Origin of the sequence: Clostridium perfringens (assembly GCF_016027375.1) — a bacterium.
Lineage (GTDB): Bacteria > Bacillota > Clostridia > Clostridiales > Clostridiaceae > Sarcina > Sarcina perfringens.
Map to the genome: position 1 here is coordinate 1,948,880 of NZ_CP065681.1, position 17,138 is coordinate 1,966,017.

Here is a 17,138-nt window from a genome sequence, read left to right on the forward strand (position 1 = left end):
TAATAATATAAGGTGCACCTCATTTTGAGATGCACCTTATTAAATTACATAGAATATAACATGAGATTTATCTTATTAAATAGAAATAGTATAAAAGACTGAAGAAAATATATTTAGTGGGATGTTTTTTGTAGAAAGAAATATTTTTTATAAAGAGATAAATTTTAAATTAGTAAAATGTGATATAAAGCACATTTTATGAATTTAAAAAATATTAGATTTTAAAATGTTTATTGAAAAGGATTAATAGGTAAAAATATAATTTGTTTTCAATAATTTGGGAAAAAATATGAGAATTATTCTCAAATGTTGTAATAAAATAAAAAAATATTGAGTTTTTTTAGAAAAATTTTTAGAAATATATTGTTACATCGCCATTGTTTTGTTAAAATAGACGTGAGGGTAATTAAATATCCCATAGGGACGAAAAAAGTCCCAAGTTGTTAAGAGGAATAGATATAGTAAATTTTTACTATAAGTTATTTTTTAGGGAGGAGAAATGAATATGATGTATTCAAGCGAAGTTCAAGAAATGTGTGTAATTGCTAAAGGTCCAAACCACGGTCCAGCACCAATCCCTGTAGAAGGTAGATGGGTTCAATCAAGAGAAATAAAAGATGTTTCAGGTTTAACTCATGGAGTTGGCTGGTGTGCACCACAACAAGGAGCATGTAAATTAACTTTAAACGTTAAAGATGGTATCATAGAAGAAGCTTTAATAGAAACTATAGGATGTTCAGGTATGACTCACTCAGCTGCTATGGCTTCAGAAATATTACCAGGAAAAACTATATTAGAGGCTTTAAACACAGACTTAGTTTGTGATGCTATAAATACTGCAATGAGAGAATTATTCCTTCAAATAGTTTATGGTAGAAGCCAAACTGCTTTCTCAGAAGGTGGACTACCAATAGGAGCAGGTCTTGAGGACTTAGGAAAAGGATTAAGATCACAAGTAGGTACTATGTACGGAACTTTAGCTAAAGGACCAAGATACCTTGAAATGGCTGAAGGATATGTAACAAAAGTAGCTTTAGATGCAGATGATCAAATCATAGGATACAGATTCGTTCACTTAGGTAGAATGATGGAAATGGTAGCTAAAGGAATGAGCGCTAACGAAGCTATGGAAAAAGCTACTGGTCAATACGGAAGATTTGACGAAGCTGTTAGAACTATAGATCCAAGACACGAATAATCTATATATTCATTATTGAAGGAGGATAATAAAATGGCATTATTTGAAAGTTATGAAAGAAGAATTAACCAAATACAACCTGTATTAGAAAAGTACGGAATGGAAACAATAGAAGATGCTAAAGTAGTTTGCGAAAATTTAGGAATCGATCCTTATACAATCGTTAAAGAAACTCAACCAATAGCATTCGAAAATGCTGGATGGGCTTACACTTTAGGTGCTGCTATAGCAATCAAGAAAGGATGTAAAACTGCTGCTGATGCTGCTGAAGCTATCGGAGAAGGATTACAAGCTTTCTGTATTCCAGGATCTGTTGCTGATGACAGAAAAGTTGGATTAGGACACGGAAACTTAGGAGCTATGCTTTTAAGAGATGAAACTAAATGTTTCGCATTCTTAGCAGGACACGAATCATTCGCTGCTGCTGAAGGTGCTATCAAAATAGCTGAAAAAGCTAACAAAGTTAGAAAAGAGCCTTTAAGAGTTATATTAAACGGTCTTGGAAAAGATGCTGCATTCATAATTTCAAGAATCAACGGATTTACATATGTTGAAACTAAATTTGACTATGTAACTGGTAAATTAAACATCGTTAAAGAAACTCCATACTCAAACGGTCCAAGAGCTAAAGTTAAATGCTACGGTTCAGACGACGTTAGAGAAGGTGTTGCTATAATGCATCATGAGGGAGTTGACGTATCAATCACTGGTAACTCAACTAACCCAACAAGATTCCAACACCCAGTTGCTGGAACATACAAAAAAGAATGTGTTGAACAAGGTAAGAAATACTTCTCAGTAGCATCAGGTGGTGGTACAGGAAGAACTCTTCACCCAGATAACATGGCTGCAGGTCCAGCTTCATACGGTATGACTGATACTATGGGAAGAATGCACTCAGATGCACAATTCGCAGGATCATCATCAGTTCCAGCTCATGTTGAAATGATGGGTCTTATCGGTATGGGTAACAACCCAATGGTAGGAGCTACTGTTGCAGTTGCTGTTGCTGTAGAAGAAGGAATGAACAAATAATAGATATATCAACGCTTAGGAAAGATATAAGTCTATTATAAAGTTTTAATAAATGAGTACACGTTATGTAAATATTAAATTTGCATGACGTGTATTTTTTTATTACAAATATTACTTTTGTTGAAAATGTTTTAGTATAATAAAATATAGAAAAAAATAGAAAAATTATAATTTAGTAAACAAAAAAGGTGGAATTTTAAAAAGATTTGTTTTATAATTATTGGCTAATTTTGATTTAGGAAGTATAATATTATTGGAAAGATTATGAGCAATAAGTAATAATTATAAGAAATTCATTATTTTCCTTAGAATTAACATTGATTTATAATGAATTTTTTATGATTTTATATAAAATATTAATTTTTTATAAAAGGAGGGTAACATGAATAGAAATAGATTAAGCTGTCTTATAGTAGGTGCTGTAATTGGAGCTGGAGCAATAGTTTGTACAACTAATACTAAAGTACATGCGAAACCAGTGAATGAGGTTAAAAACATTAATACTTCTAAAGGAAATTCATTTGGAGAAATTATTTCATCAGAAGACCTAGGATTAAGAAAAGGTGCAGATTCTTCTCATGAAATAATAACTTCAATACCTAGGGGCGCTAGAGTTAACATAATAGACAAGGTATCTGATAACTGGTATAAAGTTGGTTATAAAGATTTTGTAGGTTATGTAGAAGCTAAGGACATAAGAGTACTAGGAGATAATTTAAATCAAGATAATGTTGGTTTAATTTCTGCTAATCAATTAAATGTTAGAACTAGCCCAAATGAAAATGGTCAAGTGATTGGAACTTTACATAAAAATGATAAGGTAAATGTATTAGATAAATCAATTGATGGTTGGTATAAAATTGATTTTAATGGTAGAAGAGCATATGTATCTAGTAAATATGTTAATTTAATTTCATATAAAAATAATGAAGTTAAGACAGAAGTAAAAAAAGAACCAATTGAAGGAACAGGTAAGGTTAATATAAATACAGCTTTAAATGTTAGACAAGCGTCTACTACAAATAGTAGGATTATTGGTAGCTTAAAAGGTGGAGAAAAAGTTAACATAATAAGTGAAAGTAATGGATTTTATAAAATAGAGTTTAATAATTCATATGGCTATGTTTATTCTAAATACATATCAAAAGATGGAGACAGTGAAAAGGTTCAAGTTGTAAAACAAGAAGAAGTTAAAAAAGAAAAAGTTGATGAATCTAAAAAAGAAGCTAAAGCTACTCCTAAAGCAGAACCTGTAGTTTTGGCTGTTAGATCTCTTAATAAGACAGGAATAGTAAATGTAAGTAGTTCACTAAATGTAAGAAGCAGCGCAAGTACAAGCAGTAAAGTTATAGGAAGCTTAAGCGGAAACACAAAGGTAACAATAGTAGGAGAAGAAGGAGCCTTCTATAAAATAGAATATAAAGGTTCTCATGGGTATGTAGCTAAGGAATATGTTAAAGATGTTACAGAAAGCAATAATAGTAACCAAGGTACACAGACTCCAGAAAAACCAAGTACTCCTGAAACTACTAAAAAGACAGGAATAGTAAATGTAAGTAGTTCTCTAAACGTAAGAGAAGGAGCAAGTACAAGCAGTAAAGTTATAGGAAGCTTAAGCGGAAACACAAAGGTAACAATAGTAGGAGAAGAAGGAGCATTCTATAAAATAGAATACAAAGGTTCTCATGGATATGTAGCTAAGGAATACGTTAAAGATGTTACAGAAAGTAATAATAGTAACCAAGGTACACAGACTCCAGAAAAACCAAGTACTCCTGAAACTACTAAAAAGACAGGAATAGTAAATGTAAGTAGTTCTCTAAACGTAAGAGAAGGAGCAAGTACAAGTAGTAAGGTTATAGGAAGCTTAAGTGGAAACACAAAGGTAACAATAGTAGGAGAAGAAGGAGCGTTCTATAAAATAGAATACAAAGGTTCTCATGGATATGTAGCTAAGGAATACATTAAAGATGTTACAGAAAGTAATAATAGTAACCAAGGTACACAGACTCCAGAAAAACCAAGTACTCCTGAAAGTACTGAAAAAACAGGAATAGTGAATGTAAGTAGTTCACTAAATGTAAGAAGCAGCGCAAGTACAAGCAGTAAAGTCATAGGAAGCTTAAGCGGAAACACAAAAGTAACAATAGTAGGAGAAGAAGGAGCATTCTATAAAATAGAATACAAAGGTTCTCATGGATATGTAGCTAAGGAATATGTTAAAGATGTTACAGAAAGTAGTAATAGTAACCAAGGTACACAGACTCCAGAAAAACCAAGTACTCCTGAAAGTACTGAAAAAACAGGAATAGTGAATGTAAGTAGCTCTTTAAACGTAAGAGAAGGAGCAAGTACAAGCAGTAAGGTTATAGGAAGCTTAAGCGGAAACACAAAGGTAACAATAGTAGGAGAAGAAGGGGCATTCTATAAAATAGAATATAAAGGTTCTCATGGATATGTGGCTAAGGAATATATCAAGGATATTAAAGACGAGGTAGTAACAGAACCAGAAAAACCAAGTAACCCTGAAAATAGTAAGAAAACTGGTGTTGTAACTGCATCTAAAGGATTAAATGTAAGGAAAGAAGCTAATACTTCATCTCAAATTATTGGAATTTTAAATAGTGGAGAAAGTGTTGAAATAATAGGAGAAGAAAATGGTTTCTATAAGATAACTTATAAAGGACAAGAAGCTTATGCATCTAAAAATTATATAAATATTTTTGATGGTAACTCAAATGTTAATCCTGGATTAGATATAGGAAATGCTTCAAAAACAAATTATGGAGTATCACTTAACGAATATATAAAATTACAACAAAGAAATAATCCTTCAAATTATTCATACTCAGAATTTGAAAAATATATAAATCCAGCTAAAGCTACTAATAAGCTACAGTTCTTAAGAATAGATAAATTTAGATCAGTTAATGTAAGTGGATTAAGTAGTAGATTAAGTAACAAAGGAGTTTTAACAGGACAAGGACAAGCTTTTGTAAATGCTGCTAAAGCCTTTAACATAGATCCTATATACTTAGTTGCTCAATGTTTACACGAAACAGGTAATGGAACAAGTAAACTTGCAAAGGGTGTAACAATTACTGAAATTGCAGATGAAAGTAAACCTATATATAATGGTAATGGTCAATTAGTAGGATATCATATGATTAAATTATCTAAGCCAGTAACAGTTTATAATTTATTTGGAATAGGGGCTAAGGATAATTCATCAGTTTTTCCAAATAGAGCTTTAATATTAGGAACAACATATGCTTATAATAGAGGTTGGACAAGTATTGAAAATGCTATAAAGGGTGCTGCAGAATTTGTTTCATTAAATTATGTTCATAGTTCAAGATATAGTCAAAATACTCTTTATAAGATGAGATATAATCAAAATGTATCAAATATATGGCATCAATATGCTACAACACCATGGTATGCATCAAGTATTGCTGATATTATGAGGAGTTATCAAGATTTATATTTAGAAAATAATTTCACATTTGATGTACCTGTTTTTGCAGGATAATAATTAAAGTGATTTACAGTTTAATTAAAATAGGAGTCTAGTTGACTCCTATTTTTTTTGCTATTACTATTTTATTCTTTATAATTATGATTAAAATCATATCTTTACAAAAAATAAGAAATTTAATAAGGATATTATTATAGAGTTTCTTTAGGAATTATAAAGTTTACTTACCTAATAAAATAATTAAAATCTTAAACAAGTAAATGAATAATTAAAACTTTTATTAAGTAAAATAATAGAGAAGTATTTTTAGGAGAATAGATTTTGGAATTTTTAGATTGGAAATTTATTTTTATAATAATAACTTTTGCTTTTATAGGCTTAATATGTATATTTAAAAGATCAAAGATTGGATTAACAGCAGCCTCAGTAGGTATTATTGGAAGTTTGATTTTATGGGGTTTTTTTAAAGTTAGTATTAAGGTTAGAAATTTCTTAGATGGAGTGGGTTTAAGTTTTAAAGATCTATTAAACTTTTTATTTGTAGTTATTACTGCAATAATAGCATTTTTAGTAATTTTTCTTTTTTTAAAGGCATTTAATAATTTTGGAAGTAAAATAAGAAAAAGATAAGACGAAAAGTCTTATCTTTTTACCATTCACCAGGATAAGCAACTATGTGTAATGTAACTTGACGTCTTCCCCAAGATATACATTCATCATGAGAGTTCATGTAAAGGTCAATAATATTTCCCTTTATAACTCCACCTGTATCTGATGCTATAGCATAACCATAACCAGGGATGTACACTTTTGATCCTAAAGGAATTACACTAGGATCAACTGCTATTGTACTTATTCCACCTGGATCTCTTACAGGTTTAAGTCCCATAGCTGTTAAGGTTCCACCACTATATGCAGTGGCTTCCATAGAAAGTGTTTTCTTATACTTGCCATCGCTACTAGGTTGGCTAGAACTATTATTACTGCTAGTAGTATTTGAAGAGTTTGCAGCATTATTTTTAGCAGCTTCCTCTGCTTTTTTAGCTTCTTCAGCTTTTAATGATTCAATTTTATTTTTAGCAGCTTGTACAGAATTGTTAGCTGCCTCTTTTACAGAATCAATGTTAAGTTGTGGTATTAATTGATTCAATGTGCTTACTGCACTTTCAAGTTCATTAATTGATGAACTTGAATTTATAACTGAAACTGAATGAGATATTAAAGACATTTCATTTTCTTTAATTACTTCTAAAACAGCCTCTTTTTGTTTATTTAATTCATCAATTTTCTTTTGTTCTTCAATTTTTTTACTATCTAAGGTTTTAAGAGATTCCTCAGTTGAAGCTTTCAATTCTTTAAGTTCAGCTTTATCTCTCTCTAACTTTTTAATATCACTATTAAGAGAATCTTTTTGCTCATCTAAACTTTGTATAAGATTTTTATCTAAAGCTGTAACCCTTGCTAAAGCGTCTATTCTTGTTATTAAATCTGATAAGTCTTCAGACTTAAGCAAGAAAACTACGGGATTCATAGAATCCTTACTTTTATACATAGCACGCATTCTTTTTCCTAAAACAGATTGTTTTTCATCTATTTCAGTTTTTAAAGTGCTTACTTTGCTTTCTGTCTCTTTTAAATTCTCTTCTGTATCTTTCATTTTAGCCTTATTATCTTCTAACTTAGCATTTAAATCTTCAATTTCATTATTAAGTTTTGACACTTGAGAGTTAAGTGAAATAACTTCATTATCTAATTGTGAATATTTTACTTTATTCTCCTGTATAGTAGATTTCTTATCATTTACTGTATCAGCAAAAACTACATGAGTAGCTGAAATACTAATTGCCATAGCAATTAATGCTGACAAAATTCTTTTTTGCATAAACTACACTCCTTTAGTTAAACTGTCCACAACTTAAGTGTATTTCATCATATATTACTGAATTATAACATAAAAGTCAAATGTAACACAAATTTAACCTTTAAAGATTTAAAATATGGTAAGAAAAAATTAACAACTTAATTATACTACAAATATAAAAAATAAGAAATTTACCCTATATTGAAATAATTAAGATTATATATTATAATTAAAAAAAATAATATTTTATATTTTTAGGTTTGATTTTAATTAAAAGGGAAAGTGGTTAAAGTCCACTACAGCCCCCGCTACTGTGATAGGATACAAGTTTCTATTTGACCACTGATTATATAAATTGGGAAGGGAGAAATGAGGATAAGCCTTAAGTCAGGATACCTGCCTAAAGATCATGAACTAAGCTTCGGAGGGAAGAGATTAGTACTTATTTGTTCATAATTTTGAGGAATAATTACTTTGATTTGTAAGCATCTGTTCTTTGTAGCACAGATGCTTTTTATTTTTAAATTTTAGAGGTGAAATATGAAAAAAGCTATATTAGTAGTAAGTTTTGGAACAAGTCATTTAGACGCATTAAATAATTCTATAAAGAAAATAGAAGATTCAATACAGGAAAACTTTAAAGAATATGATGTTTTTAGAAGTTTTACATCACATATGATAGTAAGAAAACTTAAAGAAAAACATAACATGGAAGTATTATTTCCAGAGGATGCTTTAAAGAAATTAGGAGAGGAAGGATATGAGGAAGTTATAGTTCAACCACTTCATATTATTCCAGGAGAAGAGTTTGATTATATAAAGCATATGGTAAAGGAATATGAACCATGCTTTAAAAAGATAGAAATAGGAAGACCAATATTCCATTATGAAGGTTTTGAATCAGGTCCAGATGATTATTCATATTTCGTAGATACAATGAAAGATTTAATAGAAAAGAATTCTCCATGTGTATTTGTTGGACATGGTAGTGCTCATCCATCAAATGCTGTTTATGGATGTTTACAATCTGTTTTAATAGATAAGGACTATGAAGATGTTTTTGTAGGAACTGTAGAAGGGTATCCTAATTTTTCAAATGTCTTAAAGAAAGCTAAGAAGAAAGATATAAAAGAAATAACAATAATTCCTTTAATGGTTGTAGCTGGAGATCATGCTAAAAATGATATGGCTTCAGATGAAGAAGATTCATGGAAGAGCAGATTTGAAAGTGAAGGAATAAAGGCTAATGTTATTTTAAAAGGCTTAGGAGAATACGAAGAGTTTGGAAATTTATACATAGATAGAATTAATGATGTTATTAATGGTACATATAAAGGACTTGGAGAAACTAAAAAGAAGAAACATAGAAGGGAAATGAAATAATGGATTACATGAAAAGCCCTATGGGAATTGAAAAAAGAAGTTTTGAAATTATAGGTTCTGAAATGCATGAACATAATTTTTCAGAAGAGGAATTACAAATAGTAAAAAGAGTTATACATACTACTGCGGATTTTGAATATCAAGATTTAATAGAAATAAGTGAAGGTGCTATAGAGGCAGGAGTTTCTGCATTAAAGAATGGAGCTAAAATATATACTGATACAACAATGGCTTTATCAGGAATGAACAAAAGAGCATTAAAAGAATTAAATGCATCAGTTGAATGCTATGTTGGATTAGAAGAGGTATTTAAATTAGCTAAAGAAAAAGAAATAACTAGATCAATGGCAGGAGTTGAACTTGCAGCAAAGGAAAATGTAGATATATTTGTTTTTGGAAACGCTCCAACTGCCTTATTTAAACTTAGAGAACTTATTAAGGAAGGAAAAGCTAATCCAAAGCTTATAGTAGCAGTTCCAGTTGGTTTTGTAGGGGCTAGTGAGAGTAAAGAAGATTTAGATGAACTTGGAATTCCTTATATAAGAGTTAAGGGAAGAAAAGGTGGAAGTACAGTAGCAGCAGCTATAATAAATGCATTACTTTATATGAATTATAAAAGAGATATGTAATAAAGAAGGTAATCTAAATGTTTGATATGTATATAGAAAGCGGTGGAAAGAAACTTAGATGTGGATACACTACAGGGTCTTGTGCAGCAGCTGCTGCTAAAGCCGCCACTTATATGCTTTTTAATAAAAAAGACATAAGTGTTATAGAAATAGATACTCCTAAAAATATAAAACTTAATTTAGAAATACAAGATATACAGGTCGAAAAAAATTCAATATCTTGCTCCATAGTAAAAGATGGGGGAGATGACATAGATGCTACCTCAGGTCTTGAAATCTTTGCAAAGGCAGAAGAAATTGAAGAAGGCTTTGAACTATGTGGAGGAGAAGGCGTTGGAGTAGTAACTAAAGAGGGTCTTTTTGTAGAAAAAGGACAACCTGCCATAAATCCAGTACCTAGAGAAATGATAAAAAAAGAAGTCTTAAGTGTACTTCCTAAGGATAAGGGAGTTAGAATAACAATTTTTGTTCCAAGAGGAAGAGAGATTGCTAAGAAAACATTTAACCCTAGATTAGGTATAGTTGATGGAATATCAATACTTGGTACTACAGGAATAGTTTATCCAATGTCAGAAGAGGCCTTAAAGGAATCTATAAGAATTGAAATAAGACAAAAAGCCGTAAATAATAAAGATCTTGTATTTGTATTTGGAAATATGGGAGAAAGATTCTTAAGAGAAAGAGGATACAAAAAAGACAATATAGTTGTTATATCTAATTATGTAGGTTTTTCTATAGAGTGTGCCTTAGCTCAAGGAATAAAGGATTTAACCATAGTAGGACATATAGGAAAGTTAAGCAAGATTGCCTTTGGATGTTTCAATACACATAGTAGGGTTTCAGATGTTAGATTAGAAGTTATAGCCCTAGAGCTTACCTTAATGGGATATGATTTAGAACTAGTAAAAAAAGTTTTAGATCAAAAAACAAGTGAAGGTGCCGTAAGACTTCTTGGAGAGGATTTTCCTATGTTATATGAAAGAATTGGAGAAAAGGTACTAAAGAGATTAGATATATATGCTTATGGTGAAGCAAACTTTAATATTCTTATGTACTATGGATCAAAGGAAATGAAGTTACTATATGAATCTAAAAATTCAAACTTGTTTGATTAAACTTAAATTAGAAAGGAATGAAGGCTTTTGGTTAAAATATTAGGATTAGGACCAGGCCATGAAGACTATATAATTCCTAAAGTTATTAAGGAACTAGAAAAAAGTGATTATATAGTTGGTTTTGAAAGAGCAATTTCTAGCTTAAAGTTTTTAAATAGTATAAATGATGAAAGATTTAAGAGAGTAAAAGGTTTAAAAGAAATAATAGAATTTCTAAATGAAAATAAGGAAAAGAGGATTTCAATAGTTGCCTCAGGAGATCCAACCTTTTATGGAATTACAAATTATATATGTAAAAATTATGAGGGAGAAGTTTCTATTGTTCCTGGAATAAGTTCTTTTCAATATTTAACATGTAGGGTTAATAAGACTTGGAATGATGCTTTTGTTGGAAGTATGCATGGAAGAGAAGAAAATTTTATAGAAGTTGTGAAGGAAAATAAACTTTCTATTTGGTTAACAGATAAAAAAAATACTCCTTCTGAGCTAAGTAAAAGGTTAATAGAAAATTCTATAGAATGTACTATATATGTTGGAGAAAATCTTTCTTATGAAGATGAAAATATAACAATTGGAAGCCCAAGAGAAATTTGCGAAAAGGATTATGGAGATTTATCTGTAATAATAATTGAAAGATAAATTTTCCTTTGGAGGATATATGAAGTTTATAAAAGATTCAGAGTTTATAAGAGGAAAATGTCCTATGACAAAAGAGGATATTAGAATCCTTACTATTAGTAAATTAGATTTAGATAAAGATTCTAATTTTTTAGATATAGGAAGTGGAACTGGTAGTATTACTATTCAAGCTTCTAAATTTATAGAAGAGGGATCTGTATTTTCTATAGAAAGAGATGAAGAAGCCATAAGAGTAACTAAGGAGAACTTAAAAAAGTTTAATTGTAATAATGTTACTCTTTTAGAGGGTGATGCTATAGAACATATGGAATCACTTTCAAAGGAAATTAAAGAAGAAAAAATCTCAAAATTTGATTCTATATTTATAGGAGGCTCTGGTGGAGGCCTTGAAAAAATTATAAATATATCAGATGAAATATTAAAAGAGGATGGAGTTTTAGTATTAAACTTTATAACTTTAAACAATGCATATAATGCAATAGAATTTTTAAAGAAATTAGAATATAAAACAGAAATTTCTTTAGTTAACATAAGTAAAAATAGAGAAAATACATACATGATGATTAGCAATAATCCAATTTTTATTGTTAAGGCATTTAAGGAGGAAAATTAATGGCAATATTATATGGAATAGGTGTAGGACCAGGAGATAGTGAACTATTAACAATAAAGGCAGTAAAGGCTATTGAAAATAGTCATGTTATAGTAGCACCAAGTGCAGAAGAAGGTGGAGAGAGCATAGCATTAATAGCAGCTCAGGAATACATAAAAGAAGGAACAGAAATAGCTGTTAAACATTTCCCAATGGGAAAGAAAAACAGAGAATTAAAAGTTAAAGAGGCTTATGACTTTATTTTAGAAAAACTTAAAGAAGGAAAAAATGTAAGTTTCTTAACTATAGGGGATCCTTATGTTTATAGTACTTATATACATTTATTAAATTATGTAGAAGACCATGGTTTCCATGTAAAAACTATTCCAGGAATAACATCTTTCTGTGCTGCAGCTAGCATAGTTGATAGAACATTAGTTGTAGGTAATGAACCATTACTTGTTCTTCCAGCAGGTAGAGTACATGACATAAAAGATGAAAAGTTCGTTGTAATAATGAAAGTTTATAAAAAAGAAGAAGAAGTTTTAGATGTTTTAGAAGAAAAAGGATTTGATTATGTTCTAGTTAGTAGAGCAGGTAGAGAAGGGGAAAAAGTTTTAAAAACTAGAGAAGAGATCTTAAATCATAGAGATTACATGTCTTTAATACTAGCAAGTAAATAGAGAAAAATTATAAATAAAAAATCGTATTTTATTAGGAGGCAAAGAATAAAATGTTATATTTTATAGGTGCAGGTCCAGGAGCTGTTGATTTAATAACTGTTAGAGGAAGAAATTTATTAGAAAAAGCAGATGTTGTAATATATGCAGGATCTTTAGTAAGCAAAGAACATTTAGATGTTTGTAAAGAAGGAGTTAAAATATATAACTCAGCTTCAATGACTTTAGAAGAGGTAGTTGAAGTTATAAAAGAAAATGATGGTGAAGATAAAGTAATAGTAAGACTTCACACTGGAGATCCATCAATATATGGAGCTATTAAGGAACAAATGGATGAACTAGATAAGTTCAATATACAATATGAGGTTGTACCAGGAGTAAGTTCCTTTACAGCAGCAGCTTCAGCTATAAAGAAAGAGTTTACTCTTCCATCAGTAACTCAAACTGTTATATTAACTAGAGTTGAAGGAAGAACACCAGTACCAGAGACAGAGGATTTAGAAAAGTTAGCAGGAATAGGAGCTTCTATGGCATTATTCCTTTCTATATCAATGATTGATAAGGTAGTTGAAAAATTAAAAAGAGGATATGGAAGAGAAGATGTTCCTATAGCTGTAATTTCTAGAGCAACATGGGATGATCAAGAAATAATCATAGGAACACTAGAAAATATATCAGAAAAGGTTAAGGAAGCTGGTATAAATAAATGTGCTCAAATATTAGTTGGAGATTTCATTGACTGTAATTATGAGAAGAGTCTTCTTTATGATAAGCATTTTACTCATATGTTCAGAAAAGGAATTGAATAAATATGATTGGAATAATAAGTGTTACTGAAAAGGGAGACTTTATAGGGGATAAGCTTAAGGATTTTTTTGAAGAAAATAATATTAGTTTCAAAGGAATTTATAAAAGTAAATGTGAAGATTTTTCTTTAAAAGGAGCCACACAGGAAATGTTTGAAACTTGTAAGAATATTATTTTTATAAGTTCAACAGGAATTGCAGTTAGGGCTATAACTCCTTTTATAGTAAAAAAAGATAAGGATCCAGGGATTGTTGTGGTTGATGTAAACAATAAGTTTACTATAAGTTTAGCAGGAGGACACATTGGTGGAGCCAATGAATTAACTTTAGAAGTAAGCAAAGTTTTAAATAATATTCCAGTTATAACAACTGCAACAGATAACCAAAATAAAGTTGCACCAGACATGGTTGCTAAAAGTAATAATCTTATTATAGAAGATTTAAAAAAGGCTAAAGACATGGCTTCAAGGTTAGTAAACAATAAAAAAGTTTATTTTTTAGATGATAATAATTTAATTAAATTGCCTTTAGGTTATGAAAGTACATATTTATTAAAAGACAATACTCTTTGGATAACTAATAAGGAAAAAAGTGAAGAGGAAAATCTTAAGGGAGTTTTAAGATTAATAAGAAAAAATATATTACTTGGAGTAGGTTGTAGAAAAGGAGTGCCTTCACAAGAGTTAATAGATTTTGTTAAATATTCACTTAAGGATTTAAATATTGATAAGAGAGCTGTCTTAAAAATAGGATCAATAGATTTGAAAAAAGAGGAAAAGGCTATTTTAGATTTAAGTGAATATTTAAATTGTCCTTTTGAAACATTTTCTAAGGATGAGATTAAGAGTGTTCAAGATGAATTTGAAGGCAGTGATTTTGTAGAAAAATCTGTTGGAGTAAGAGCTGTATCAGAGCCAGCAGTTCTTTTAATGAATGGAAATATTATAGTAAATAAACTAAAGAAAAATGGAATGACGTTAACTATTGGAGAGCTTAAAAGGTAAAGTAAAGGGAAGTAAGCTTTATAAAGGTAGAAAAAACTCTATTAAGATAAATGCCTTAGAAATTCTTTAAAAGTATAGTAGAAAAGTAAAAGCTTTAATAAGCTTATAACCATAATACTTTACAACTTAAGCCACATAATAAGGAGGAATAATAATGGGAAAATTATATGTAATTGGAATTGGACCAGGTGGATTAGATGAAATGACTTTAAGAGCAGTTAAAGCTATTGAAGAATCTGATATAATAGTTGGTTACACTAAATATATAGAAATGGTTAAAGACTTAATAAAAGATAAGGAAATCTTTAAAACTGGTATGCGTGGAGAAGAGGAAAGATGCAGAGAAGCCTTAGAACTTAGCAAAGATAAAAAAGTTGCTTTAATAAGTACTGGAGATTCAGGAATTTATGGTATGGCTGGACTTATCTTAGAGATGAGAAAAGATGAAAATGTTGAAATAATACCTGGTATTACAGCATCTAGTGCAGCAGGATCAGTTTTAGGTGCTCCTTTAATGCATGATAACTGTAACATAAGTTTAAGTGATTTAATGACTCCTTATGAAGATATAAAGAAAAGAGTTCGTTTTGCAGCAGAGGGAGATTTCGTAATTTCTCTTTACAATCCAAAGAGTAAGGGAAGACCACACTATTTAAGAGAGTGTGTTGATATAATTAAGGAATTTAGAGGAGAGGAAACTCCTATAGCAGTTGTTAGAAATGCTTTAAGAGAAGGAGAAAGTAAAGAAATATTTACTTTAAAAGACTTTAATGATGAAGTAGTTGATATGTTCTCAATAGTAATCATAGGAAACTCAAAAAGTTATATTAAAGATGGATATTTTGTAACTCCAAGAGGATATAAAATAAAAAAATAAAACTAATGGGGTGAGAATGTGATTGCACTTATATTAGGAACTTCAGAAGGAAGAGAGTTTTTACAAAATCTTAAGGGATTTGAAGATAAAATAGTTATATCTACAGCTACAGAATATGGTGGGGAACTTTTAAAAGAATTCCCTGTTGCATTTATGAATACAAAACCTTTAGATGAAGAAGGACTTTTAAATTTTGCTAAAGAATTTAATTTAAAAGGAATAGTTGATGCTTCTCATCCTTATGCAAAGAATGTTAGTGAAAACACAATAAAAGTATGTAAGAAATTAAACATAGAATACATAAGATATGAAAGAAATGGTGTACTAAAAGAGTTAGACAATCCTAATATTATTAGAATAAGTGGATTAGACAAGCTTAAAGAATTAGACTCTACTATTAATGGACCAATTTTAAATACCACAGGAAGTAATGGAGTAAAGCAGATATTAGAATCTTCTCTTGAAAATAGAGTTATTCATAGAGTATTACCTTCAAAAAAGGTTATGAATGATCTTATAGATTTAGGGGTTAAGATAGAAGATATAATTGCTATAAAAGGCCCTATTGGCTATGAACTTAATAAGGCTTTTATAGATGAATACAAGGCAAAGGCTCTTTTAACTAAAGATAGTGGTGAAAGAGGAGGAGCTTTAGAAAAAGCAAAGGCTACACTAGATTCAAATATTAAATTAATAATAGTTGAAAAGCCTAAGGTGGATTATGGTAGATGTTTTTCTGATATAGATGAAACAGTAAAATACATTAAAAATATTTTGAAATAACAGGGGGATAAAATGAGAAGAAAAAGAATTTTAGGTTTAGCTACTATAGGGTTAGTATTTTCCTTAGCTTTAGCAGGATGTACTGGAAGTTCAAAGGAAAGTACAGCTTCAAAAAACACTGAGGAAGGTTACCCAGTAACAATAAGTACATATGATCAAAGTGGAAAGGAATTTCAGGAAACTTTTGAAAGTAAACCTAAGAGGGTTATTAGTACAAATCAAACTACTACAGAAATAATGCTTGATTTAGATTTACAGGATTCCTTAGTTGGAACATCATTTATGGATAGTCCTATACTTCCAAGATTAGAAGATAAGTATAAAAATATAAATGTTCTATCAGAAACATATCCAAGTAAGGAAGCTGTTTTAGCTTTAAATCCAGATTTAATAATGGGATGGAAAAGTGTATTTTCAGATAAAAATCTAGGTTCTGTAGAATCATGGAATGAAAAAGGGGTTAAAACTTTTATTCAAAGAAACTCTGGTATTTCAAAAGAGCAGACTTTAGATGATGTTTATTATGATATAAATGATATAGGTAAGATATTTAATATAGAAGAAAAATCAACTAAATATGTTGATGATATGAAAGAAAGAATAAATAATATTTCTGAAAAGATAAAATCAGTTAAAGAACCTATGAAAGTTTTAGTAATAGAAGGTGAAGGAGAAAATAAATATAGAGTTTATGGACCTAAAACCTTAGTTTCAGATATGGTTTCAAAAGCTGGTGGTACTAATGTGGCAAAGGAATCAGGTAGTGTTGGAGTTGAGAATATAATAGAAATGAACCCAGATGCTATAGTTCTTATACATTACTTAAATCAAAATAAAGATAACAAAGAAGAAAAAGCATTATTAGAAAATCCAGCTTTAAAAAATGTAACTGCAATAAAAGAAAATAAAATAATATATACTCCTCTTTCAGAAACATATGCAGGTGGTGCAAGAACTGTAGAGGGAATAGAAAGAATAGCAAAGGGATTATACCCAGACTTATTAAAATAAATTAAGTAAAATATAAACTCTAAGGAACTAAGCTTAAAAATAGTTTC

General features: G+C 29.7%; 16 protein-coding genes and 1 riboswitch. Of the genes, 15 read left to right on the top strand and 1 reads right to left on the bottom strand.

Going from position 1 to position 17,138, the window contains the following annotated elements:
- Positions 1-505 precede the first annotated feature (505 nt).
- The 4 genes from I6G60_RS09265 to I6G60_RS09280 all read left to right on the top strand — a co-directional run bounded on the left by I6G60_RS09265 (position 506) and on the right by I6G60_RS09280 (position 6,341).
- On the top strand, positions 506-1,198 hold the full coding sequence (locus I6G60_RS09265) for an iron-sulfur cluster assembly scaffold protein (RefSeq protein WP_003477845.1): 693 nt from the start codon (positions 506-508) through the stop codon (positions 1,196-1,198).
- Positions 1,199-1,231: 33 nt separating this feature from the next.
- Complete coding sequence (locus I6G60_RS09270; RefSeq protein WP_003452142.1) at positions 1,232-2,233, top strand: GGGtGRT protein; 1,002 nt, start codon at positions 1,232-1,234, stop codon at positions 2,231-2,233.
- A 382-nt stretch (positions 2,234-2,615) separates the two neighbouring features.
- Positions 2,616-5,765: an SH3 domain-containing protein gene (locus I6G60_RS09275; protein ID WP_025648763.1), complete on the top strand. Its 3,150-nt coding sequence runs from the start codon at positions 2,616-2,618 to the stop codon at positions 5,763-5,765.
- A gap of 267 nt (positions 5,766-6,032) precedes the next feature.
- The gene (locus I6G60_RS09280; protein WP_003456488.1) at positions 6,033-6,341 is read left to right on the top strand and encodes a hypothetical protein; all 309 of its coding nucleotides are present in this window, start codon (positions 6,033-6,035) and stop codon (positions 6,339-6,341) included.
- Positions 6,342-6,360: 19 nt separating this feature from the next.
- On the opposite strand, the gene I6G60_RS09285 is transcribed toward I6G60_RS09280, so the two are convergent.
- Positions 6,361-7,593, bottom strand: a complete 1,233-nt coding sequence (locus tag I6G60_RS09285; RefSeq protein ID WP_003456592.1) for a 3D domain-containing protein — start codon at positions 7,591-7,593, stop codon at positions 6,361-6,363.
- A 218-nt stretch (positions 7,594-7,811) separates the two neighbouring features.
- A riboswitch (cobalamin riboswitch) is annotated at positions 7,812-7,990 on the top strand.
- A gap of 122 nt (positions 7,991-8,112) precedes the next feature.
- Between I6G60_RS09285 and I6G60_RS09290 the strand changes: the two genes are divergently transcribed.
- The 11 genes from I6G60_RS09290 (at position 8,113) to I6G60_RS09340 (ending at position 17,091) form a co-directional block, all read left to right on the top strand.
- Positions 8,113-8,955, top strand: a complete 843-nt coding sequence (locus I6G60_RS09290) for a sirohydrochlorin cobaltochelatase (protein WP_003452057.1) — start codon at positions 8,113-8,115, stop codon at positions 8,953-8,955.
- Entirely contained in the window at positions 8,955-9,584 is a 630-nt protein-coding gene (locus I6G60_RS09295; RefSeq protein ID WP_003452122.1) for a precorrin-8X methylmutase, read from the top strand. Before I6G60_RS09290 ends, I6G60_RS09295 begins: the two co-directional genes overlap by 1 nt.
- A 17-nt stretch (positions 9,585-9,601) precedes the next feature.
- On the top strand, positions 9,602-10,699 hold the full coding sequence (gene cbiD, locus I6G60_RS09300) for a cobalt-precorrin-5B (C(1))-methyltransferase CbiD (RefSeq protein WP_003456440.1): 1,098 nt from the start codon (positions 9,602-9,604) through the stop codon (positions 10,697-10,699).
- Positions 10,700-10,726: 27 nt separating this feature from the next.
- A complete protein-coding gene (gene cbiE / locus I6G60_RS09305; RefSeq protein ID WP_003456587.1) occupies positions 10,727-11,338 on the top strand; it encodes a precorrin-6y C5,15-methyltransferase (decarboxylating) subunit CbiE in 612 nt (203 codons plus the stop codon).
- A gap of 19 nt (positions 11,339-11,357) precedes the next feature.
- A complete protein-coding gene (gene cbiT / locus I6G60_RS09310; protein ID WP_003452120.1) occupies positions 11,358-11,951 on the top strand; it encodes a precorrin-6Y C5,15-methyltransferase (decarboxylating) subunit CbiT in 594 nt (197 codons plus the stop codon).
- Positions 11,951-12,613: a cobalt-factor II C(20)-methyltransferase gene (locus tag I6G60_RS09315; protein ID WP_003456602.1), complete on the top strand. Its 663-nt coding sequence runs from the start codon at positions 11,951-11,953 to the stop codon at positions 12,611-12,613. Before cbiT ends, I6G60_RS09315 begins: the two co-directional genes overlap by 1 nt.
- 50 nt (positions 12,614-12,663) lie before the next feature.
- The gene (cobM, locus tag I6G60_RS09320; RefSeq protein ID WP_003452074.1) at positions 12,664-13,419 is read left to right on the top strand and encodes a precorrin-4 C(11)-methyltransferase; all 756 of its coding nucleotides are present in this window, start codon (positions 12,664-12,666) and stop codon (positions 13,417-13,419) included.
- Positions 13,420-13,421: 2 nt separating this feature from the next.
- Entirely contained in the window at positions 13,422-14,420 is a 999-nt protein-coding gene (gene cbiG, locus I6G60_RS09325; RefSeq protein WP_003456627.1) for a cobalt-precorrin 5A hydrolase, read from the top strand.
- A 154-nt stretch (positions 14,421-14,574) separates the two neighbouring features.
- Positions 14,575-15,297 (top strand): precorrin-3B C(17)-methyltransferase, encoded by a 723-nt coding sequence (cobJ, locus tag I6G60_RS09330; protein ID WP_003477836.1) that lies wholly within the window; start codon positions 14,575-14,577, stop codon positions 15,295-15,297.
- An 18-nt stretch (positions 15,298-15,315) separates the two neighbouring features.
- The gene (locus I6G60_RS09335) at positions 15,316-16,080 is read left to right on the top strand and encodes a cobalt-precorrin-6A reductase (RefSeq protein ID WP_003456657.1); all 765 of its coding nucleotides are present in this window, start codon (positions 15,316-15,318) and stop codon (positions 16,078-16,080) included.
- A 12-nt stretch (positions 16,081-16,092) separates the two neighbouring features.
- Positions 16,093-17,091, top strand: coding sequence for an ABC transporter substrate-binding protein (locus I6G60_RS09340; protein ID WP_003456650.1), 999 nt, complete (start codon positions 16,093-16,095; stop codon positions 17,089-17,091).
- The last annotated feature ends 47 nt before the right edge of the window (positions 17,092-17,138 follow it).

Excerpts from the sequence above, each read along its gene's own strand:
- I6G60_RS09265 (WP_003477845.1), top strand. The coding sequence starts at position 506 with ATGATGTATTCAAGCGAAGTTCAAGAAATGTGTGTAATTGCTAAAGGT.
- I6G60_RS09270 (WP_003452142.1), top strand. The coding sequence starts at position 1,232 with ATGGCATTATTTGAAAGTTATGAAAGAAGAATTAACCAAATACAACCT.
- I6G60_RS09275 (WP_025648763.1), top strand. The coding sequence starts at position 2,616 with ATGAATAGAAATAGATTAAGCTGTCTTATAGTAGGTGCTGTAATTGGA.
- I6G60_RS09285 (WP_003456592.1), bottom strand. The coding sequence starts at position 7,593 with ATGCAAAAAAGAATTTTGTCAGCATTAATTGCTATGGCAATTAGTATT.
- I6G60_RS09290 (WP_003452057.1), top strand. The coding sequence starts at position 8,113 with ATGAAAAAAGCTATATTAGTAGTAAGTTTTGGAACAAGTCATTTAGAC.
- I6G60_RS09295 (WP_003452122.1), top strand. The coding sequence starts at position 8,955 with ATGGATTACATGAAAAGCCCTATGGGAATTGAAAAAAGAAGTTTTGAA.
- cbiD (WP_003456440.1), top strand. The coding sequence starts at position 9,602 with ATGTTTGATATGTATATAGAAAGCGGTGGAAAGAAACTTAGATGTGGA.
- cbiT (WP_003452120.1), top strand. The coding sequence starts at position 11,358 with ATGAAGTTTATAAAAGATTCAGAGTTTATAAGAGGAAAATGTCCTATG.
- I6G60_RS09315 (WP_003456602.1), top strand. The coding sequence starts at position 11,951 with ATGGCAATATTATATGGAATAGGTGTAGGACCAGGAGATAGTGAACTA.
- cobM (WP_003452074.1), top strand. The coding sequence starts at position 12,664 with ATGTTATATTTTATAGGTGCAGGTCCAGGAGCTGTTGATTTAATAACT.
- cbiG (WP_003456627.1), top strand. The coding sequence starts at position 13,422 with ATGATTGGAATAATAAGTGTTACTGAAAAGGGAGACTTTATAGGGGAT.
- cobJ (WP_003477836.1), top strand. The coding sequence starts at position 14,575 with ATGGGAAAATTATATGTAATTGGAATTGGACCAGGTGGATTAGATGAA.
- I6G60_RS09340 (WP_003456650.1), top strand. The coding sequence starts at position 16,093 with ATGAGAAGAAAAAGAATTTTAGGTTTAGCTACTATAGGGTTAGTATTT.